15 protein-coding genes and 1 pseudogene are annotated in these 16,259 nt (G+C 60.5%); 6 read left to right on the top strand and 10 right to left on the bottom strand.

All coding sequences use genetic code 11. The features are described 5' to 3' along the window. Position 1: 1 nt before the first annotated feature. Positions 2 to 1,237 carry a 3-methyl-2-oxobutanoate dehydrogenase (2-methylpropanoyl-transferring) subunit alpha gene (locus BLU01_RS01165; RefSeq protein ID WP_092269682.1) on the bottom strand — a complete coding sequence of 412 codons (1,236 nt, stop codon included), beginning with the start codon at positions 1,235 to 1,237 and terminating at the stop codon, positions 2 to 4. Between the two features lie 186 nt (positions 1,238 to 1,423). Between BLU01_RS01165 and bkdR the strand changes: the two genes are divergently transcribed. Then, a complete protein-coding gene (gene bkdR / locus BLU01_RS01160; protein ID WP_092269679.1) occupies positions 1,424 to 1,912 on the top strand; it encodes a Bkd operon transcriptional regulator BkdR in 489 nt (162 codons plus the stop codon). 40 nt (positions 1,913 to 1,952) lie between these two features. Here the strand turns inward: bkdR and BLU01_RS01155 are convergent, their stop codons facing one another. Beyond that, complete coding sequence (locus BLU01_RS01155) at positions 1,953 to 2,816, bottom strand: MBL fold metallo-hydrolase (protein WP_092269676.1); 864 nt, start codon at positions 2,814 to 2,816, stop codon at positions 1,953 to 1,955. A 115-nt stretch (positions 2,817 to 2,931) separates the two neighbouring features. On the opposite strand from BLU01_RS01155, the gene BLU01_RS01150 reads away from it, so the two are divergent. Further along, positions 2,932 to 3,267: an ArsR/SmtB family transcription factor gene (locus BLU01_RS01150; protein WP_092269673.1), complete on the top strand. Its 336-nt coding sequence runs from the start codon at positions 2,932 to 2,934 to the stop codon at positions 3,265 to 3,267. A 136-nt stretch (positions 3,268 to 3,403) separates the two neighbouring features. After that, on the top strand, positions 3,404 to 4,204 hold the full coding sequence (locus BLU01_RS01145) for a sulfite exporter TauE/SafE family protein (RefSeq protein WP_092269669.1): 801 nt from the start codon (positions 3,404 to 3,406) through the stop codon (positions 4,202 to 4,204). 6 nt (positions 4,205 to 4,210) lie between these two features. Here the strand turns inward: BLU01_RS01145 and BLU01_RS27885 are convergent. The 4 genes and pseudogenes from BLU01_RS27885 to BLU01_RS01130 form a co-directional block, all read right to left on the bottom strand. Next, positions 4,211 to 4,297: pseudogene (locus BLU01_RS27885) on the bottom strand (aldose 1-epimerase); the annotation flags it as partial. A gap of 23 nt (positions 4,298 to 4,320) precedes the next feature. Continuing rightward, the gene (locus tag BLU01_RS01140) at positions 4,321 to 5,208 is read right to left on the bottom strand and encodes an SMP-30/gluconolactonase/LRE family protein (RefSeq protein WP_092269666.1); all 888 of its coding nucleotides are present in this window, start codon (positions 5,206 to 5,208) and stop codon (positions 4,321 to 4,323) included. A gap of 26 nt (positions 5,209 to 5,234) precedes the next feature. After that, positions 5,235 to 6,068, bottom strand: coding sequence for an NAD-dependent epimerase/dehydratase family protein (locus BLU01_RS01135; protein ID WP_092269663.1), 834 nt, complete (start codon positions 6,066 to 6,068; stop codon positions 5,235 to 5,237). 316 nt (positions 6,069 to 6,384) lie between these two features. Further along, positions 6,385 to 7,680, bottom strand: coding sequence for an OprD family porin (locus tag BLU01_RS01130; protein ID WP_092269661.1), 1,296 nt, complete (start codon positions 7,678 to 7,680; stop codon positions 6,385 to 6,387). 404 nt (positions 7,681 to 8,084) lie between these two features. On the opposite strand from BLU01_RS01130, the gene BLU01_RS01125 reads away from it, so the two are divergent. Together BLU01_RS01125 and BLU01_RS01120 are read left to right on the top strand one after the other, a co-directional pair. Next, positions 8,085 to 9,755, top strand: coding sequence for an MFS transporter (locus BLU01_RS01125; RefSeq protein ID WP_092269658.1), 1,671 nt, complete (start codon positions 8,085 to 8,087; stop codon positions 9,753 to 9,755). After that, entirely contained in the window at positions 9,752 to 10,930 is a 1,179-nt protein-coding gene (locus tag BLU01_RS01120) for an HlyD family secretion protein (protein WP_092269655.1), read from the top strand. Before BLU01_RS01125 ends, BLU01_RS01120 begins: the two co-directional genes overlap by 4 nt. Before the next feature lie 91 nt (positions 10,931 to 11,021). Here BLU01_RS01120 and copD read toward each other — a convergent pair whose 3' ends face one another. Beyond that, positions 11,022 to 11,876 (bottom strand): copper homeostasis membrane protein CopD, encoded by an 855-nt coding sequence (gene copD, locus BLU01_RS01115; protein ID WP_092269652.1) that lies wholly within the window; start codon positions 11,874 to 11,876, stop codon positions 11,022 to 11,024. A 3-nt stretch (positions 11,877 to 11,879) separates the two neighbouring features. Continuing rightward, positions 11,880 to 12,257: a copper homeostasis periplasmic binding protein CopC gene (gene copC, locus BLU01_RS01110; RefSeq protein WP_092269649.1), complete on the bottom strand. Its 378-nt coding sequence runs from the start codon at positions 12,255 to 12,257 to the stop codon at positions 11,880 to 11,882. Between the two features lie 166 nt (positions 12,258 to 12,423). Between copC and BLU01_RS01105 the strand changes: the two genes are divergently transcribed. Beyond that, complete coding sequence (locus tag BLU01_RS01105; RefSeq protein ID WP_092269646.1) at positions 12,424 to 13,044, top strand: TetR/AcrR family transcriptional regulator; 621 nt, start codon at positions 12,424 to 12,426, stop codon at positions 13,042 to 13,044. 417 nt (positions 13,045 to 13,461) lie between these two features. Here the strand turns inward: BLU01_RS01105 and preA are convergent, their stop codons facing one another. Together preA and BLU01_RS01095 are read right to left on the bottom strand one after the other, a co-directional pair. Then, positions 13,462 to 14,736, bottom strand: a complete 1,275-nt coding sequence (preA, locus tag BLU01_RS01100) for an NAD-dependent dihydropyrimidine dehydrogenase subunit PreA (protein WP_092269643.1) — start codon at positions 14,734 to 14,736, stop codon at positions 13,462 to 13,464. Continuing rightward, positions 14,737 to 16,104 (bottom strand): NAD(P)-dependent oxidoreductase, encoded by a 1,368-nt coding sequence (locus BLU01_RS01095; protein WP_092269640.1) that lies wholly within the window; start codon positions 16,102 to 16,104, stop codon positions 14,737 to 14,739. Positions 16,105 to 16,259 lie beyond the last annotated feature (155 nt).

Genomic DNA, 16,259 nt, shown 5'->3' with positions numbered 1-16,259 from the left:
GTCAGATCCCCAACTCTTGACGCTGGCGCTTCAAGTGCTCCGGCATCTCTTTGTAGACGTCCTCGAACATGGTCGCGGCGCTAGGCGTCTGGCCACCGGCGAGGGTGCCGTACTGCTCGGCTTCTTTCTGCGCGGCGATGACTTCGGCTTCCAGCTCAGCGCTGACGGCGGTGTGTTCCTCTTCGGACCACTGGCCGATTTTCACCAGGTGCTGCTTGAGGCGCACGATCGGGTCGCCCAACGGGAAGTGGCTCCAGTCATCGGCGGGACGGTATTTCGAAGGATCATCGGAAGTCGAGTGTGGACCGGCGCGGTAGGTGACCCACTCGATCATGGTCGGCCCGAGGTTGCGCCGGGCGCGTTCGGCGGCCCAAGCAGAGGCGGCGTAAACCGCGACAAAATCGTTGCCATCGACGCGCAGCGAAGCGATGCCGCAACCGACGCCACGACCGGCGAAGGTAGTGGCTTCACCACCGGCAATCGCCTGGAACGTCGAGATCGCCCACTGGTTGTTGACCACGTTGAGGATCACCGGCGCGCGGTAGACGTGGGCGAAGGTGAGGGCGGTGTGGAAGTCCGATTCAGCGGTGGCGCCGTCGCCGATCCACGCCGAGGCGATTTTGGTGTCGCCCTTGATCGCCGAAGCCATGCCCCAGCCCACGCCCTGCACGAATTGTGTGGCGAGGTTGCCGGAGATGGTGAAGAAGCCGTGATCACGAACCGAATACATGATCGGCAACTGACGGCCCTTGAGCGGATCGCGCTCGTTGGACAGCAGTTGGCAGATCAGGTCGACCAGCGGTACTTCGCGGGCCATCAGGATGCTTTGCTGACGATAGGTCGGAAAGCACATGTCGTCGATGTTCAGGGCCAGGGCCTGAGCGCTGCCGATGGCTTCTTCGCCGAGGCTTTGCATGTAGAACGACATTTTTTTCTGACGCTGGGCGACCACCATGCGGTTGTCGAAAATTCGCGTCTTGAGCATGGCGCGCATGCCTTTGCGGAGGATTTCCGCCGGCACGCCTTCGCCCCATGGGCCGAGCGCGTTGCCCTGATCGTCGAGCACGCGGATCAGGCCTTTGGCCAAGTCTGCGGTGTCCGCCGGTTCAACGTCGATTGGGGGTTTGCGCACCGTGCCGGCGTCGGTCAGACGCAGGTAGGAAAAGTCGGTCTTGCAGCCGGGACGCCCCGATGGTTCGGGAACGTGCAGGCGCAGCGGTTCGTACGCTTGGTTCATGGCTTCTACGCTCGATCTTGTGAATTTTTTGTAGTGAGCTGACGGTCATTCCACGGTGAGTGGAAATCTTGTCCTACAAACATCATAGGCTCGGCGCGGGAGAATATTTATCTCTGTTTCGTTGCGTTGTCGGTCATTTGGGGATAAAAAATCTGCATTAACAAAAATAACAGGTGGTTTTGTCTCATGCGCAAATTGGATCGTACCGATATCGGCATTCTCAACAGCCTTCAGGAGAACGCCCGCATCACCAATGCTGACCTCGCACGCTCGGTCAACCTGTCGCCTACGCCGTGCTTCAACCGGGTCAAGGCAATGGAAGAATTGGGCCTGATACGCGAGCAGGTCACGCTACTGGATGCTGATTTGCTCGGGCTGCATGTGAATGTGTTCATTCATGTCAGCCTAGAGAAGCAGGTCGAAGAAGCGCTGGCGCATTTCGAAGAGGCGATTTCGGATCGCCCGGAAGTGATGGAGTGTTATCTGATGGCGGGCGATCCGGATTATCTGATCCGTGTGCTGGTGCCGACGATTCAGTCGCTGGAGCGCTTCATGATGGATTTCCTGACCAAAGTCCCCGGTGTCGCGAATATTCGTTCGAGTTTTGCCTTGAAGCAGGTGCGTTACAAAACTGCGCTGCCGCTGCCGGCGAACGGGTTGACCCTTGGCAGTTGAGGCTGATCGTTGCCACGCAAAGCGTTGCAACGATTGAGCGTCAGAGTTTGTTCAGCGGGATCTTCAGGTAGGTCACGCCGTTGTCCTCAGCCGGGGGCAAGTTCCCCGCCCGCACATTTACCTGAATCGCCGGCAGCAACAAATTCGGCATGCCCAGCCCGGCATCGCGCTGGGTGCGCATCGCGACAAACGCCGCTTCATCGACACCGTCATGCACGTGAATATTGCTCTGGCGCTGCTCACCCACTGTGGTTTCGCAGTGCGGTGCGCGGCCCTCGGGCGGGTAGTCGTGACAGACGAAAAGCCGCACGCCGGCCGGGAACACCAGCAGCTTGTGGATCGAGGCAAACATCTGCCGCGCATCGCCGCCGGGAAAGTCGCAACGCGCGGTGCCGACGTCGGGCATGAACAGCGTGTCGCCGACCAGAATCACGTCGCTGTCGATCAGATAAGCCATGTCGGCCGGCGTGTGGCCGGGGACGTGCAGCGCGGTGGCTTTGAGGTTACCGATGCGAAACGACTCGTTCGGCGCGAACAGATGGTCGAACTGGGAACCGTCGATGCGAAATTCCGGTTCCAGATTGAACAGGGTTTTGAACACGTCCTGAACCTTGCTGATCGACTGGCCAATCGCAATCTTGCCGCCCAACTCGCGACGCAGATAAGGCGCGGCGGAGAGGTGATCGGCGTGGGCGTGGGTCTCCAGCAGCCATTGCACTTGCAGCTGGTTTTCGCGCACGAATGCGATCAAACGATCAGCCTGAACCGTGGTGCTGCGCCCGGCGGCGGGGTCGTAATCGAGCACCGGGTCAACGATTGCGCATTGCCCGCCAGCCTCTTCATAGACCACGTAACTGTAGGTCGAGGAGGCGGGGTCGAGGAAGGCTTCAATCTGCGCGGGCATGGGCTCTAGCCTCTGAAGGGAGTGATCTGAAAGCTGTGGTAGCGGTCATCAGTTGCAACACTTTATGTTTAGACATAATGTCTGCAGCTTAAGTGACCTCCAAGGCATCGTGCAAATGCAATCCAGTCTGACCGAAAGCGAAGTCGCCCAACTGCGGGCATCGGCGTCCAAAGCGTGCGCGCTGCTCAAGGCATTGGCCAATGAGGATCGTTTATTGATTCTCTGCCAATTGACCCAGGGCGAACGCAACGTTGGCGAACTGGAAACCATGACCGGCGTACGCCAACCGACACTCTCGCAACAGCTCGGCATCCTGCGCGACGAAGGCCTGGTCGCAACCCGGCGTGAAGGTAAATACATTTTCTATGGCCTGGCCAGCCACGAAGTGATTCAAGTGATGAAAACCTTGTCCGGGTTGTATTGCGGCGCAGTGTTGAAAAGCTGGGCGTGAGTCAGTGCCGCTGAAGCCGGGTTTTGAAGAGCTGTGAGCGCTGCGCACTCAAACGTGAGCAAGCTCGCTCGCCACGGGTTGGGTGTTGGGTTTTTAGTGATTGGTTTCGGCGGCCGTTTGGGTTGAGAGAATAATAATGTTGCTGGCGAGTTTTTTTGGTGTGGTGATGGGCTTGGTCCTTGGTTTGACCGGGGCCGGGGGCGGGATTCTGGCGGTGCCGGCGTTGGTGCTGGGGCTCGGCTGGAGCATGACGCAAGCGGCGCCGGTTGCCTTGTTTGCGGTGGGCAGTGCGGCGGCGGTCGGGGCCATCGACGGTTTGCGCCATGGTTTGGTGCGCTATCGCGCGGCGCTGCTGATCGCTTCGCTCGGCGCGGTGTTTTCGCCGTTGGGTATCTACTTCGCGCATCAGTTGTCGGAAAAAATCCTGATGGTTCTGTTCAGTCTGCTGATGGTCATGGTGGCCTGGCGGATGTTGCGCCGCGAGCGCAAGGACGCGGGCCCGAGCGACCACGGTCACGCCAACTGGGGCCAAAAGAACTGCATGCTCGATCAACACACCGGACGTTTTTCCTGGACCGCTAAATGCACCGCGACCCTGGCGGCACTCGGCGCGGTCACTGGCTTGGTCTCTGGTTTGCTCGGCGTCGGTGGCGGTTTTCTGATCGTTCCGGCGTTCAAGCAACTGACCGACGTACAAATGCGCGGCATCGTCGCCACATCGCTGATGGTGATCAGCCTGATCTCGGCCATCGGCGTCATCGGCGCGTTTCACGCCGGGGTGCGGATCGACCACATCGGCGTGACGTTCATCGTCGCGAGCATTGTCGGCATGCTGATCGGTCGCAAACTCTGCGCGCGGGTGCCAGCGCGGGCGTTGCAGGTCGGATTTGCCAGTGTTTGCCTGGTCGTCGCGGCTTATATGCTGCTGCGCGCCTGAACCCTGCAACGCTCGATAGTGCAGGCTGAAACCTGATTCGGCCGCTTGCCCGCGCTCCAACAATCGCAGCCCCGGCCGACCTGGCAAGTGATGTATCCAATCAATGCAAGACTTTTTCAGGCTTGAAACAGCGGCTCGGGCAAGCCTTTGACGCCCGGATCCAGGGCAAAAACCCCACCGGCCAACGACTGCTCGTCCCGATCATCCCCAGGGCGGATCGAGGTCACGAACAGCGTGTCCAGACGACTGCCGCCAAACGCACACATGGTCGGCTTCTTCACCGGCACCGCGAGTGAGCGATCCAGTCGGCCATCCGGGGTAAACCGGTGAATCAGCCCGGCGTCATTGGCGCAGATCCAGTAACACCCGTCGGCATCCACCGCCGCGCCGTCGGGGCGACCGCAGAAGTGATTCATGTCGACGAACAATCGACGATTGCTCGGCGTGCCGCTTTCGATGTCGTAATCAAACGCCCAGATCTGCTGCGCCAGCGGATGTGAGTCGGACAGGTACATCGTCCGCCCATCCGGGCTGAAACCCAGACCGTTGGGCACGATAAACCCGCTGAGCCGCGGATCGAGCGGCCCGCGTTGCCCGTGGCTGAAGCGATACATCGTGCCTTCAGCGGCGTTGGCGCCCATGTTCAAGACCATGCTGCCGGCCCAGAAACGTCCCTGGCGATCACAGCGGCCATCGTTCAAACGCATGTCCGGGCGCGCGTGATCGACGTGTGCGAGCAGCTCGCTGTCGAGGCTGCCGTCGTTGTTCGCGTGCAAATGGAAGAACCCGCTTTCCATCCCGGCGACCCAACTGCCGTCGCTGCAACGCGCTATGCAGGCGAGCATTTCCGGCGTGGTCCACGCATCGACATGGCCGGTTTCGGCATGCCAGCGTTGCAGGCCACCGGCAGGAATATCGACCCAGTACAGCGCGTTTTCTTCAGGCACCCACACCGGGCTTTCGCCGACCGTATTGCGGGCATCGACAATCAATTCGGCTTGCATGGCAGCTCATTCCTTTGCTCGAGGGCTCAATCGCCAAACGGACCGGCCGCGACAAATGCGCCGCCCTGATAAACCATCGCCGGGTCATCGGCCGCTGGCATCGGTTGCGCTTCGACCTTGTCGCGGAACACTTCGGAGCTGTCTTGCGGCACGTAACCGAGGCCGGCGGCGAGGCGGTTATCCCACCAGACGTTTTTGTTGTCGGAGACGCCGTAGATGATGGTGTGGCCGACATTCGGCGCGTACAAAGCGCGTTCGAGCAATTGCGTGAGGTCGCCGAAGCTCAGCCAGGTGCTCATCATCCTGCGGTTTTGCGGTTCCGGGAACGAGGAGCCGATGCGGATGCTGACGGTTTCGATGCCGTAGCGATCGAAGTAGAAACTGGCGACGTCTTCGCCGTAGGACTTGGACAAACCGTAGTAGCTGTCCGGGCGGCGCGGGGAGTGTGCGTCGATCACTTCGTCCTGTTTATAGAAGCCGATAACGTGATTGGAACTGGCGAAGATCACGCGTTTGACCCCATGCCGGCGCGCCGCTTCGTAGATATGGAACACGCCGCAGATGTTGGCGCCGAGGATCTCTTCAAACGCGTGCTCGGTCGAAACGCCGCCAAAGTGCAGGATCGCGTCCACGCCTTCGACCAGTTGGTGCACGGCTTGTTTGTCGGCGAGGTCGCAGGTCACGACTTCTTCGCTGCTGTCGCTGGCCGGGGTGATTTCGACAATGTCCGACAGGCGAATGACCTTGGCGTAAGGGCGCAGGGTTTCGCGCAGGACTTTACCGAGGCCACCGGCGGCGCCGGTCAAGAGCAGGCGATTAAACGGGGTCGGGGTCGAAGAGGTAGGGGAGGTAGTGGGCATGGAGATTCCTGAATATTTGAGTCATTGAAGTTGTTGTAAGTTGTCGTATGACTTGAGCGAAGTATCGTAAGGGATTCCAGTGCTTGTCAACGCGGCGGTGGCTGAAATTGATGTGTTGAATCTCAGCTGGCCATTCCTCCTGTGGCGAGGGGGCTTGCCCCCGTTCGGCGGCGAAGCAGTCGCAAACTCAGACAACTTGGTGAATCTGAACAACCACTGGGGCCGCTTCGCGACCCAACGGGGGCGAGCCCCCTCGCCACAAAAGCGCCTTGCCACGACTTCCCTTGCCACAAGCGTTATGAACGCCAGGCGAATTTCACAACAACGATATCGGATAGCTGACGAAGATCCGGTTTTCGTCGAATTCATTGGTGCTGTAGTCGCGGCGGATGCTTGCATTACGCCATTTGACGTTGAGGTTTTTCAATACGCCGCTCTGTACGGTGTAGGCCAGTTCCGACTCGCGGCCCCATTCCTTGCCGTCGGTGATGGTGCCGGTGTGCACGTTATCGCCGCTGATGTAGCGGTTCATCAGGGTCAGGCCGGGCACGCCGAGGGCGACGAAGTTGTAGTCGTGGCGCACTTGCCAGGATTTTTCCTTGGCGTTGTCATAACTGGAGTTGTAGCTGTCGTTGGCCAACGTTCCGCCGCTGGTGCCGTTGACGCGCATCCATGCATCGTCGCCGCTGAGTTTCTGCAGGCCAACGTAAAACGTGTTGCCACCGTAGCGGGCCGAGAGCAGGGCGAAAGTGGTCTTGTTATCCAGTTCGCCGGCCAATGCGCTGCCGTCCTCTTTGCCGGTGAAGAAACCGAGGTTGGCGCCCAGCGTCCAGTCGCCCATCGGTTGGCTGTGGCTGAGGTTGAAATACTGCTGCTGATAAATATCGCTGAGTTCCGAGTACCAGACGCCGACCAAAGTGCGCTTGTCGTTGAAGGTGTATTCGCCGCCACCGAAGTTGAACCGGTCCGAGGTGAACGCCGCTCGGCCGTTCATCGACATGTCGTCCATGCTCGAATCGTTGCGCGGGCTGTTGGCGCGGAACTGGCCGCCGTAGAGCTTCAAACCGTCAATTTCGCTGGAAGTCACCTGGCCACCGCGAAAGGTCTGCGGCAGCGAGCGGCCGTCATCCGCGCGCAGGATTGGCAACAGCGGCATCCACTCGCCGACCTTCAATTCAGTCTTCGAGACTTTGGCTTTGAACGCGACGTTGGTGCGGCCGAAGTTGTCCGCTGGGCGCCCGTCGCTGTCCAGCGGCAACAGTTGGGTGCCGCCGGTGCCTTTGCCGCCATCGAGTTTTTTCGAGTACAGGCCCAACACGTCGACGCCGAAGCCGACCGTGCCTTGGGTGAAGCCGGATCTGGCGTCGAGGATGAAGCTCTGCGTCCATTCTTCAGCCTTGCCCTGCGGGTAGGCCGGGTTGGTGAAGTTGCGATTGAAATAGGCGTTACGCAGGTTCAGCGTGGCGCTGGCATCGTCGACAAAACCTTCGGCGTGGCTGCTCAGCGGCAAGGCCAGTGCGAGGCTGCTGCAACCGATCAGGCTCAGGGTGTGGCGGCGTTTGAAGGTGAGGCGGGGCGTGCGGACAGAGGAATGACGGACGAGTTTGCTCACAGTGACGTTCCCTTTGTTTCTTTGTTGTTTTTATTTTTCGTTATACGTCGTCGTACAACATTGGCGGCGATTATTTGCGAGGGTTCGCGGGAATGTCAATCACAAGTTGTACGACAACGTGAGGGCCTAAATCAATCTGCTGGAGCGCGGCTTGTGTGGCGAGGGGGCTTGCCCCCGTTCGGCTACGCAGCAGTCGCAAAACCAAGCAGTGATATTTGTTTGGTATACACAGGGGGCCGCTTCGCGACCCAACGGGGCAAGCCCCCTCGCCACACAGGCCCCTGGCACAAGCCCCTGCCACAGCCCCTGCCACAAGCTTCTCGCCAGAAGTGCGCTGTTCCACAGGTGTGTATTGACTGTGATTTTCCGGCAAACTGGCGCGGTCCCCCGAACAAGGCTTTTGAATGGATCACTACGCCCCGCGCAACTGGCAGCCCCACGAGCGGCCCAGCTTGCCCGGTTCCCCCTCGACGCCCTTGCACTCCACGCCCAAGCGGCTGGCGTATGCGTTGGTCGGTCTGTTGGTGGCGTTGACCGGTGGCCTCGGCAACTCGCTGGTGATCGCCAACCTGCCTTACCTGCAAGGTGCGCTGGGCGCGACCACCGCCGAAATGGCCTGGTTGCCGGCCGCCTACGTCATGACCAACGTCTCGATGAACCTGCTGCTGGTGAAGTTTCGCCAGCAATTCGGTTTGCGCGCGTTCACCGAAGTGTTTCTGGTGCTCTATGCGCTAGTGACCTTCGGCCACTTGTTCGTCAACGACCTCAATTCGGCGATTGCCGTGCGCGCGGCCCACGGCATGGTCGGCGCGGCACTGAGTTCGCTGGGGTTGTATTACATGATCCAGGCGTTCCCGGCGAAGTGGCGGATGAAAGCGCTGGTGCTCGGTCTCGGCACGTCGCAACTGGCGTTGCCGCTGGCGCGATTGTTCTCTGAGGACCTGATGCAAATCGCCGAATGGCGCGGGTTGTACTTGTTCGAACTGGGCATGGCGCTGCTGACGCTGGGCTGCGTGTTCCTGCTCAAATTGCCGCCGGGCGACCGCTTCAAAACCTTCGAAAAACTCGACTTCCTGACCTTCGCTATTCTCGCTTCGGGCGTGGCGCTGCTGTGCGCGGTGCTGTCGCTGGGCCGCATCGACTGGTGGCTGGAAGCACCGTGGATCGGCGTGGCGTCGGCGGCGTCAATCGTGCTGATCCTCGCCGGCCTGGCCATCGAACATAACCGCAGCAACCCGATGCTGATGACCCGTTGGCTCGGTAGCGGCGTGATGATTCGTCTGGCGCTGGCGGTGATCCTGATTCGCATGGTGTTGTCCGAGCAATCCACCGGCGCTGTCGGTTTCATGCAAATGCTCAACATGAGCAGTCAGCAACTGCACAGCCTGTACGTGGTGATGTTGCTCGGCAGCATTGCCGGCCTCGCCACCAGCGCGCTGACGATTGATCCCAAACACCTGTTCATGCCGCTGATCGTGTCGCTGGCGCTGATGGCGACCGGCTCGGTGATCGACAGTTATTCGAACAACCTGACCCGCCCGGAGAACATGTATTTCAGCCAGTTCCTGTTGGCGTTCGGCGGTACGTTTTTCCTTGGCCCGACCATGGTCCTCGGCACGCGCAACGTGCTGACCAACCCACGCAATCTGGTGAGTTTTTCGGTGCTGTTCGGCATCTGCCAGAACCTTGGCGGCCTGATTGGCGCGGCGCTGCTCGGCACGTTTCAGATCGTCCGCGAGAAATTTCATTCGAGCAACATTGTCGAACACCTGACCCTGATGGATCCGCGGGTTGCCGCGCGGGTGCAAAGCGGCGGCAACGCGGTTGGCTCGCTGATCGCCGACCCGAGTTTGCGCAATTTGCAGGGCATTCGCAGCCTGGCCACGGCCGCCACCCGCGAAGCCAATGTGCTGGCCTACAACGATGTGTTCATGCTGATTGCGCTGATCGCGGTGCTGACGATGATCTGGATTTCCACTCGCGCGCTGTGGCTGATGAGCACCACCCAAGCGGTCGCGCCCGCCGCTCAAACTGCCACTTCTTCCGTTCAACCCAGCGGTGCCACTTCTTCATGACCGAACCGACTAACACCTCCACGCCGGCGTCGACCACGACCACCACCAATGCCATCGCCGCCACCCCGGAAGGCGTCGCGCCGCCGTCCTCGCCGGCCACCGAACCACGTTCGCTGCGGGTGCGGATCATCTCGTCGTTGGGCTTCGCGGCGATTGCGATTATTGGCGTGTTGATCGTGTTGTACGCCTGGCAACTGCCGCCGTTCAGCAGCGCCGTCGAAACCACCGAAAACGCCTTGGTCCGTGGCCAAGTGACGATCATCGGCCCGCAGCTCAGCGGCTACGTCTATGAAGTGCCGGTGACCGACTTCCAGCATGTGAAGGCCGGCGACTTGCTGGTGCGCCTCGATGACCGGATCTACAAGCAGCGTCTCGATCAATCGCTGGCGCAACTGGCGGTGCAGAAAGCCGCGTTGGCCAACGTGGTGCAGCAACGCAACAGCGCCGAAGCGACCATCAAGTTGCGGCAGGCCGCGGTGGTCGACAGCCAGGCGCAGGCGCGCAAAAGCGCCGCGGACCTGCGCCGTAACCAGGAATTGATCAATGACGGTTCGGTGTCCAAACGTGAGTTGGACGTGACCATGGCCGCCAACGCGCAGACCATCGCCGCGGTCGCGCAAGCGCAAGCCAATCTGGAAATCGCCCGGCAGGACCTGCAAACCGTGATCGTCAATCGCGGTTCGCTGGAAGCGGCGGTGGCCAGTGCCGATGCGGCGGTGCAACTGGCGCGCATCGACCTGTCGAACACCCGCGTACTGGCGCCACGTGACGGCCAGCTCGGACAAATTGGCGTGCGCCTCGGCGCGTTCGTCAACTCCGGCGCGCAACTGATGGCGTTGGTGCCACAGCAGTTGTGGGTGATCGCCAACATGAAGGAAACGCAGATGGATGAAGTGCGCGTCGGCCAACCGGTGACCTTCACCGTCGATGCGCTCAACCATCGAAAATTCCACGGCAAGGTGCAGCGGATTTCACCGGCGACCGGTTCGGAATTCAGCCTGTTGCAGGCCGACAACGCCACCGGCAACTTCGTCAAGATCGCCCAGCGCGTGCCCGTGCGGATCACCGTGGACGACGGCCAGGAACAAAGCGAACGGCTGCGCCCGGGGATGTCGGTGGTGGTGAGCATCGACACCGCGGCAGCCGGCCACACCGAAACTCCCGAACCTTTGTAGGAGCGAGGCTTGCCCGCGAAAGCGGTGTGTCAGGCAGCATCAATGTCAGCTGACACACTGCCTTCGCGGGCAAGCCTCGCTCCTACAAGGGTTATGTGGCGATCATGGGCGGCATGGTGCCGAGCAGCGAAACCGCCGCCACTGCGCCGATCCCCAGCAACCATTCCAGCAGCACGCTGGTTTTCAGCGTGCCGACCCGCTGTTCGCAATCCTTGATCCGCAGCCGATTGAACAACGCCAACCCGAGCATCGCTGCCACCAGCACAACCTTGATCAGCAGAATCAAGGCAAACCCCGACCATAACGGCGTCGGCCAGAATTGCCCGGTGAGTACGCGCACGTTGATCAAACCGGTGATCAGCAACCCCGCCACCAAGCCATAACCGATGCCGCTGAAACGCCGCAAAACCACATCCAGCGCAACCGGCTGGCGCAGAATCAGCACCAGCAGCATCAACCCGCCGAGCCACGTACCAACGCAGACCAGATGGATGATCTGGTTGAGAATCAGCAACTGACCGCTGAGCCCGTCAAGCATCGCGCCGTGCCCGACCGGCGCCAGCGTCGCCAGCAATAAACCGCTGACGATCAATCGCAAAGCAGCATTCGTGCGCAACGGCGTCCACAGCAACACCATCAGCAGCACATTGAGCAGCAAGTGCCAACGCCACACTTGGCCGAAAAAGGTTTTGCTCAGCACCAGACTCAATGTCGACGGCGCAAACGCCGCGCTCCAGTCGCCGGCCATACTGGCGGTGATCAGCAGCAACCACGTCACGCCGCTTAGCAGCGCCACGGCGGTCAGCCAACGCGTGATGCGCGCCAGTGACCGGTCGAGATTGACGGCGTCATCGGTCAACAACAGAGGCCTGAACACCCAGGCCCCGAACAGCATCAACACCACGACAAAATGCAGAAAGCGGCACAGCACCAGCGCATCGGTCATCGATTATTGGCCAATCTTGAAGCTGTAGGCGCCATCGCTTTTGTGCGTATCGACTGACGTCACTTTCCATTCAACTTTGTAATTGCCTGGCTGCAGCGCGACTTCCGGGGTAACGATCAAGGTCTTCTTGTCGCTGCTTTTGGTCGCGAGGTTTTTCACCGGCACGGCTTTGCCGTCGCGGCTGATTTTGACCGTGCTGAAGGTCGTTTCAATGCCTTCGGAAAACACTAGGCGCAATTCACCGGGGTCGGTGACGGTGCTGTTGGCGGCCGGGATCTGGCTTTTCAGGTGCGCGTGGGCAAACACCGAGGATGCGGCAAACAGCGAGCCGAGCAGGGCGGCGGCGGTCAGGGTTTTTTTCAGCGACTGGTTCAGGGACATGGTCGGTTACCTTCTTGGCAGAGGAAATGCGCGTCACTTAAACATGAACGCTAGACACCGGGAAATGTTTACGCCGCAGCTTTTCTCCCGGCAAGTGAAAAAACCGCTGTCGCCGCGACCCAGAGCGGATGCTAGTCTGAGGCAACGCTGTTGTCAGGGAGCCCTCATGGGCAATCACAAGATCGAAATCCGCCGCAGTAACGTCGAGAAAATCCTCCTCGGCGCCGAAAAGGTCTTCGCCGAAAAAGGCTTCGGCAGCACCGCCATGGCGGACATCGCCGCTGAAGTGCAACTGCCGCGCTCCAACTTGCATTATTACTTCAGCACCAAAGGCGAGCTGTACAGCGCAGTGCTGTTCGACCTGCTGGAAGTGTGGAAACAGGACGCCTTGTGCTTCGAGATGTTCGACGATCCGCGCGTGGTGCTCAGCAGTTATATCCGCGCCAAAATGAACCACTCGCGCAGCCGCCCGCACGGCTCGAAAGTCTGGGCCAACGAGATCATTCACGGCGCGCCGACGCTGGGCGAGGCGCTGGACGCCAGCTTGTATGACTGGGCGAAAATGAAGGAAGCGAAGATTCGCCAATGGGTCGAGGACAAACGCATCCTGCCGGTCGAGCCGTCGGCACTGCTTTATATGATCTGGGCCTCGACCCAGCATTACGCCGACTTCGATCATCAGGTGAATATCCTCAATGATCATCAGGCGTTGTCGGACATGCAGTTCGAGCGGGCGGTGCAAACCGTGACCAGCGTGATATTGCGCGGGATCGGGTTGGAACCCTGAGAAGCACCCCTCACCCCAGCCCTCTCCCCATAGGGGAGAGGGGGAAAGGGGGCCGATCTCCATGCCCTCCAAATCTGAGTTCGACTCAAATGTCCCCGGTCGCAAACTATCTGAAAATCACCTCGGTCAGTCCCCTCTACCCATAGGGAGGAGGGACGAAGGGGGCCGATCTCCATGCCCTCAAAATCTGAGTCCGACTCAAATGTCCCCGGTCGCAAACTATCTAAAAATCACCTCGGTCACTCACCTCTACCCATAGGGAAGAGAGGCGAAGGGGGCCGATCTCCATGCCCTCCAAATCTGAGTGCGACTCAAATGTCCCCGGTCGCAAACTATCTGAAAATCACCTCGGTCAGTCCCCTCTACCCCTTGGGGAGAGGGTTAGGGTGAGGGGTGGATTCCGGATCAGCCCCTAATCTAGAGAACAACGTGGTAAGGATTACGCGGATCATGATTCCAATCCAGAAACGGCTTGCCGGTGTCCATCGGCACCATCTCGATGCAATCCTCGACCGGGCAGGTGATCTGGCACAGGTTGCAGCCCACACACTCCTCATCGATCACTTCATATTTGTGCGTGCCGTCCACCTGTTTCAGGCTGGCCACCGCTTGGTGCGAGGTGTCTTCGCAAGCGATGTGGCAGCGCCCGCAACCGATGCACGCATCCTGATCGATCTTGGCGATCACCTGATAGTTGATGTCGAGGTACTTCCAGTCGGTGGTATTGCCCACCGCGCGCCCGGAAAACTCGGCGATATTGGCGTAGCCCTGACTGTCCATCCAGCGTGACAAGCCGTCCTTCATCTCATCGACAATGCGAAAACCATGCAGCATCGCCGCCGTGCACACCTGCACCGCGCCGCTGCCCAACGCCATGAATTCCGCCGCGTCACGCCAACTGCCGATGCCGCCGATGCCGCAGATCGGCAAGCCGAGCGTCTGCGGGTCACGAGCGATTTCGGCGACCATGTTCAGCGCAATCGGCTTCACCGCCGAGCCGCAATAACCGCCGTGGGTGCTTTGATGGCCGACGGTGGGCATCGCGACCATTTGCTCCAGATTGACGCTGGTGATCGAGTTGATCGTGTTGATCAGCGACACCGCATCGGCGCCGCCACGGTGGGCCGCACGCGCGGCAACGCGGATGTCGGTGATGTTCGGCGTCAACTTGACGATCACCGGCAGCGAGCAATAGGTCTTGCACCAGCGGGTCACCTGTTCGACGTATTCCGGGACCTGGCCGACCGCCGCGCCCATGCCGCGTTCAGGCATGCCGTGCGGGCAACCGAAGTTCAGCTCGATGCCATCGGCCCCTGTGGCTTCAACCAGCGGCAGAATGAATTTCCATGACTCTTCGACGCACGGCACCATCAGCGAAACAATCAGCGCGCGGTCCGGCCAATCCTTTTTCACTTGGGTGATTTCCCGCAAGTTGATCTCCAGCGAACGGTCGGTGATCAGCTCGATGTTGTTGATGCCCATGACCTCACGGTTGGCGCCGTAATGCGCCGAGTACCGCGACGAGACGTTGACCGCTGCCGGGTCTTCGCCGAGGGTTTTCCAGACCACGCCGCCCCAGCCAGCCTCGAAGGCGCGGACCACGTTGTAGGCTTTGTCGGTGGGTGGCGCGGAGGCCAGCCAGAATGGATTGGGGGCTTTGATACCGGCGAAGACAATCGAAAGATCGGCCATTTACGCAGCCTCCACGTTGAGCATGAGTTGGGCATTGATGGCTTCGGCAGCCCGTTTGCCATGCTGCACGGCTTGCACCGTCAGGTCCTGATCGAGGTTGGTGCAATCACCACCGGCGTACACGCCGGGAATGCTCGTGCGCAGGTTCGCATCGACCTCGATGCGCTCGCCCTGGCGTTTGAGATTGCGCGCCAACGGGTCGGCGAGGGCGCTGCCATCGAAGGCCTGGCCGATGGCTTTGAAGATTGCATCGGCGGCCAGTTCGAAGGTCTGCCCGGTAGTCTGCAGGCGCCCTTCGATCATGCAGGTACGGGCGAAACGCATGCCGCGCACGTGGCCCTGATCGTCGAGAAGCACCGTTTCCGGTTGCGCCCAGGTCAACAGGCGCACCTGATTGGCTTTGGCGATGTCTTGTTCGTGACCGGTCGCGCCCATGTCCTCGACGCCACGCCGATACACCAGATTGACGTCGCGGGCACCGAGGCGAGCCATTTGCACGGCCATGTCGATCGCGGTGTTGCCGGCGCCAAGGACGATGCAACGGTTGGCCAGCGGCAGTTGCGTCAGGTCATCGGCCTGGCGCAGTTCGCGGATGTAATCGGTGGCGGCGACCAGCCCCGGCGCGTCTTCGTGGTCGAGACCGAGCTGTTTGCTGGCGGCCAGACCGAGGCCGAGGAACACCGCGTCGTACTGCTGGTGCAAATCACTGAGGGTCAGGTTGGCGCCGAGTTTCTGTCCGTGGCGGATTTCGATGCCACCGATTTGCAGGAGAAACTCCAGTTCCTTTTGCGCGTAATCGTCCACCAGTTTGTACTTGGCGATCCCGTATTCATTAAGGCCGCCAGCCTTTTCCTGGGCTTCGAATATCACCACGTCATGCCCGTGCATCGCACTGCGATGCGCGCAGGACAAACCCGCCGGCCCGGCACCCACCACGGCGATGCGTTTGCCGGTGGCGGCGGCGCGCTGGAACGGGTGTTCGCTGAAGTGCGCGTTGTCCACGGCGTAGCGTTGCAGCAAGCCGATCAACACCGGTGCGCACTCGTGATCGTTGTTGCGCACACAGGCCTGCTGACAGAGGATTTCGGTCGGGCAAACCCGCGCGCAACTGCCGCCGAGAATGTTCGCCGAGAGGATTTTCTGCGCAGCGCCCTGGACGTTTTCCTGATGGATATTGCGGATGAACGACGGAATATCGATCTCGCTCGGACAGGCGTTCACGCACGGCGCGTCGTAGCAATACAGGCAGCGCGAAGCTTCCAGATGCGCCTGACGGGCGTTGAGCGGCGGCGCCAGATCGGTGAAATGGCCGGCGAGGGCGGCCGCATTCTCGTAAGGGTGCGGGAGATGGTTCAGGGTCTTGATCACGGTTTAAGGCCTCATGTTTTTTTGAGGTGCCTGCCTCTGGTGGGCAGTGGGGTTGTGTGCAGTCAGGGCCGGCCTCTTCCCGGGCAAGCCTCGCTCCTACAGGGGAATGCATTTCAAACTGTAGGCGCGAGGCTTGCCCGCGAAGGCCGAAGGCC

Source organism: Pseudomonas prosekii, from assembly GCF_900105155.1.
GTDB lineage: Bacteria > Pseudomonadota > Gammaproteobacteria > Pseudomonadales > Pseudomonadaceae > Aquipseudomonas > Aquipseudomonas prosekii.
The sequence above is the reverse complement of the archived record's forward strand: the minus strand, read 5'-3'. Positions and strand labels throughout refer to the sequence as shown.

What these genes read in the sequence shown, in the direction of transcription:
- BLU01_RS01125 (WP_092269658.1), top strand. Translation starts at nt 8,085, where the DNA reads ATGGATCACTACGCCCCGCGCAACTGGCAGCCCCACGAGCGGCCCAGC.
- BLU01_RS01155 (WP_092269676.1), bottom strand. Translation starts at nt 2,816, where the DNA reads ATGCCCGCGCAGATTGAAGCCTTCCTCGACCCCGCCTCCTCGACCTAC.
- preA (WP_092269643.1), bottom strand. Translation starts at nt 14,736, where the DNA reads ATGGCCGATCTTTCGATTGTCTTCGCCGGTATCAAAGCCCCCAATCCA.
- BLU01_RS01150 (WP_092269673.1), top strand. Translation starts at nt 2,932, where the DNA reads ATGCAATCCAGTCTGACCGAAAGCGAAGTCGCCCAACTGCGGGCATCG.
- BLU01_RS01145 (WP_092269669.1), top strand. Translation starts at nt 3,404, where the DNA reads ATGTTGCTGGCGAGTTTTTTTGGTGTGGTGATGGGCTTGGTCCTTGGT.
- BLU01_RS01140 (WP_092269666.1), bottom strand. Translation starts at nt 5,208, where the DNA reads ATGCAAGCCGAATTGATTGTCGATGCCCGCAATACGGTCGGCGAAAGC.
- bkdR (WP_092269679.1), top strand. Translation starts at nt 1,424, where the DNA reads ATGCGCAAATTGGATCGTACCGATATCGGCATTCTCAACAGCCTTCAG.
- copD (WP_092269652.1), bottom strand. Translation starts at nt 11,876, where the DNA reads ATGACCGATGCGCTGGTGCTGTGCCGCTTTCTGCATTTTGTCGTGGTG.
- copC (WP_092269649.1), bottom strand. Translation starts at nt 12,257, where the DNA reads ATGTCCCTGAACCAGTCGCTGAAAAAAACCCTGACCGCCGCCGCCCTG.
- BLU01_RS01135 (WP_092269663.1), bottom strand. Translation starts at nt 6,068, where the DNA reads ATGCCCACTACCTCCCCTACCTCTTCGACCCCGACCCCGTTTAATCGC.
- BLU01_RS01120 (WP_092269655.1), top strand. Translation starts at nt 9,752, where the DNA reads ATGACCGAACCGACTAACACCTCCACGCCGGCGTCGACCACGACCACC.
- BLU01_RS01105 (WP_092269646.1), top strand. Translation starts at nt 12,424, where the DNA reads ATGGGCAATCACAAGATCGAAATCCGCCGCAGTAACGTCGAGAAAATC.
- BLU01_RS01165 (WP_092269682.1), bottom strand. Translation starts at nt 1,237, where the DNA reads ATGAACCAAGCGTACGAACCGCTGCGCCTGCACGTTCCCGAACCATCG.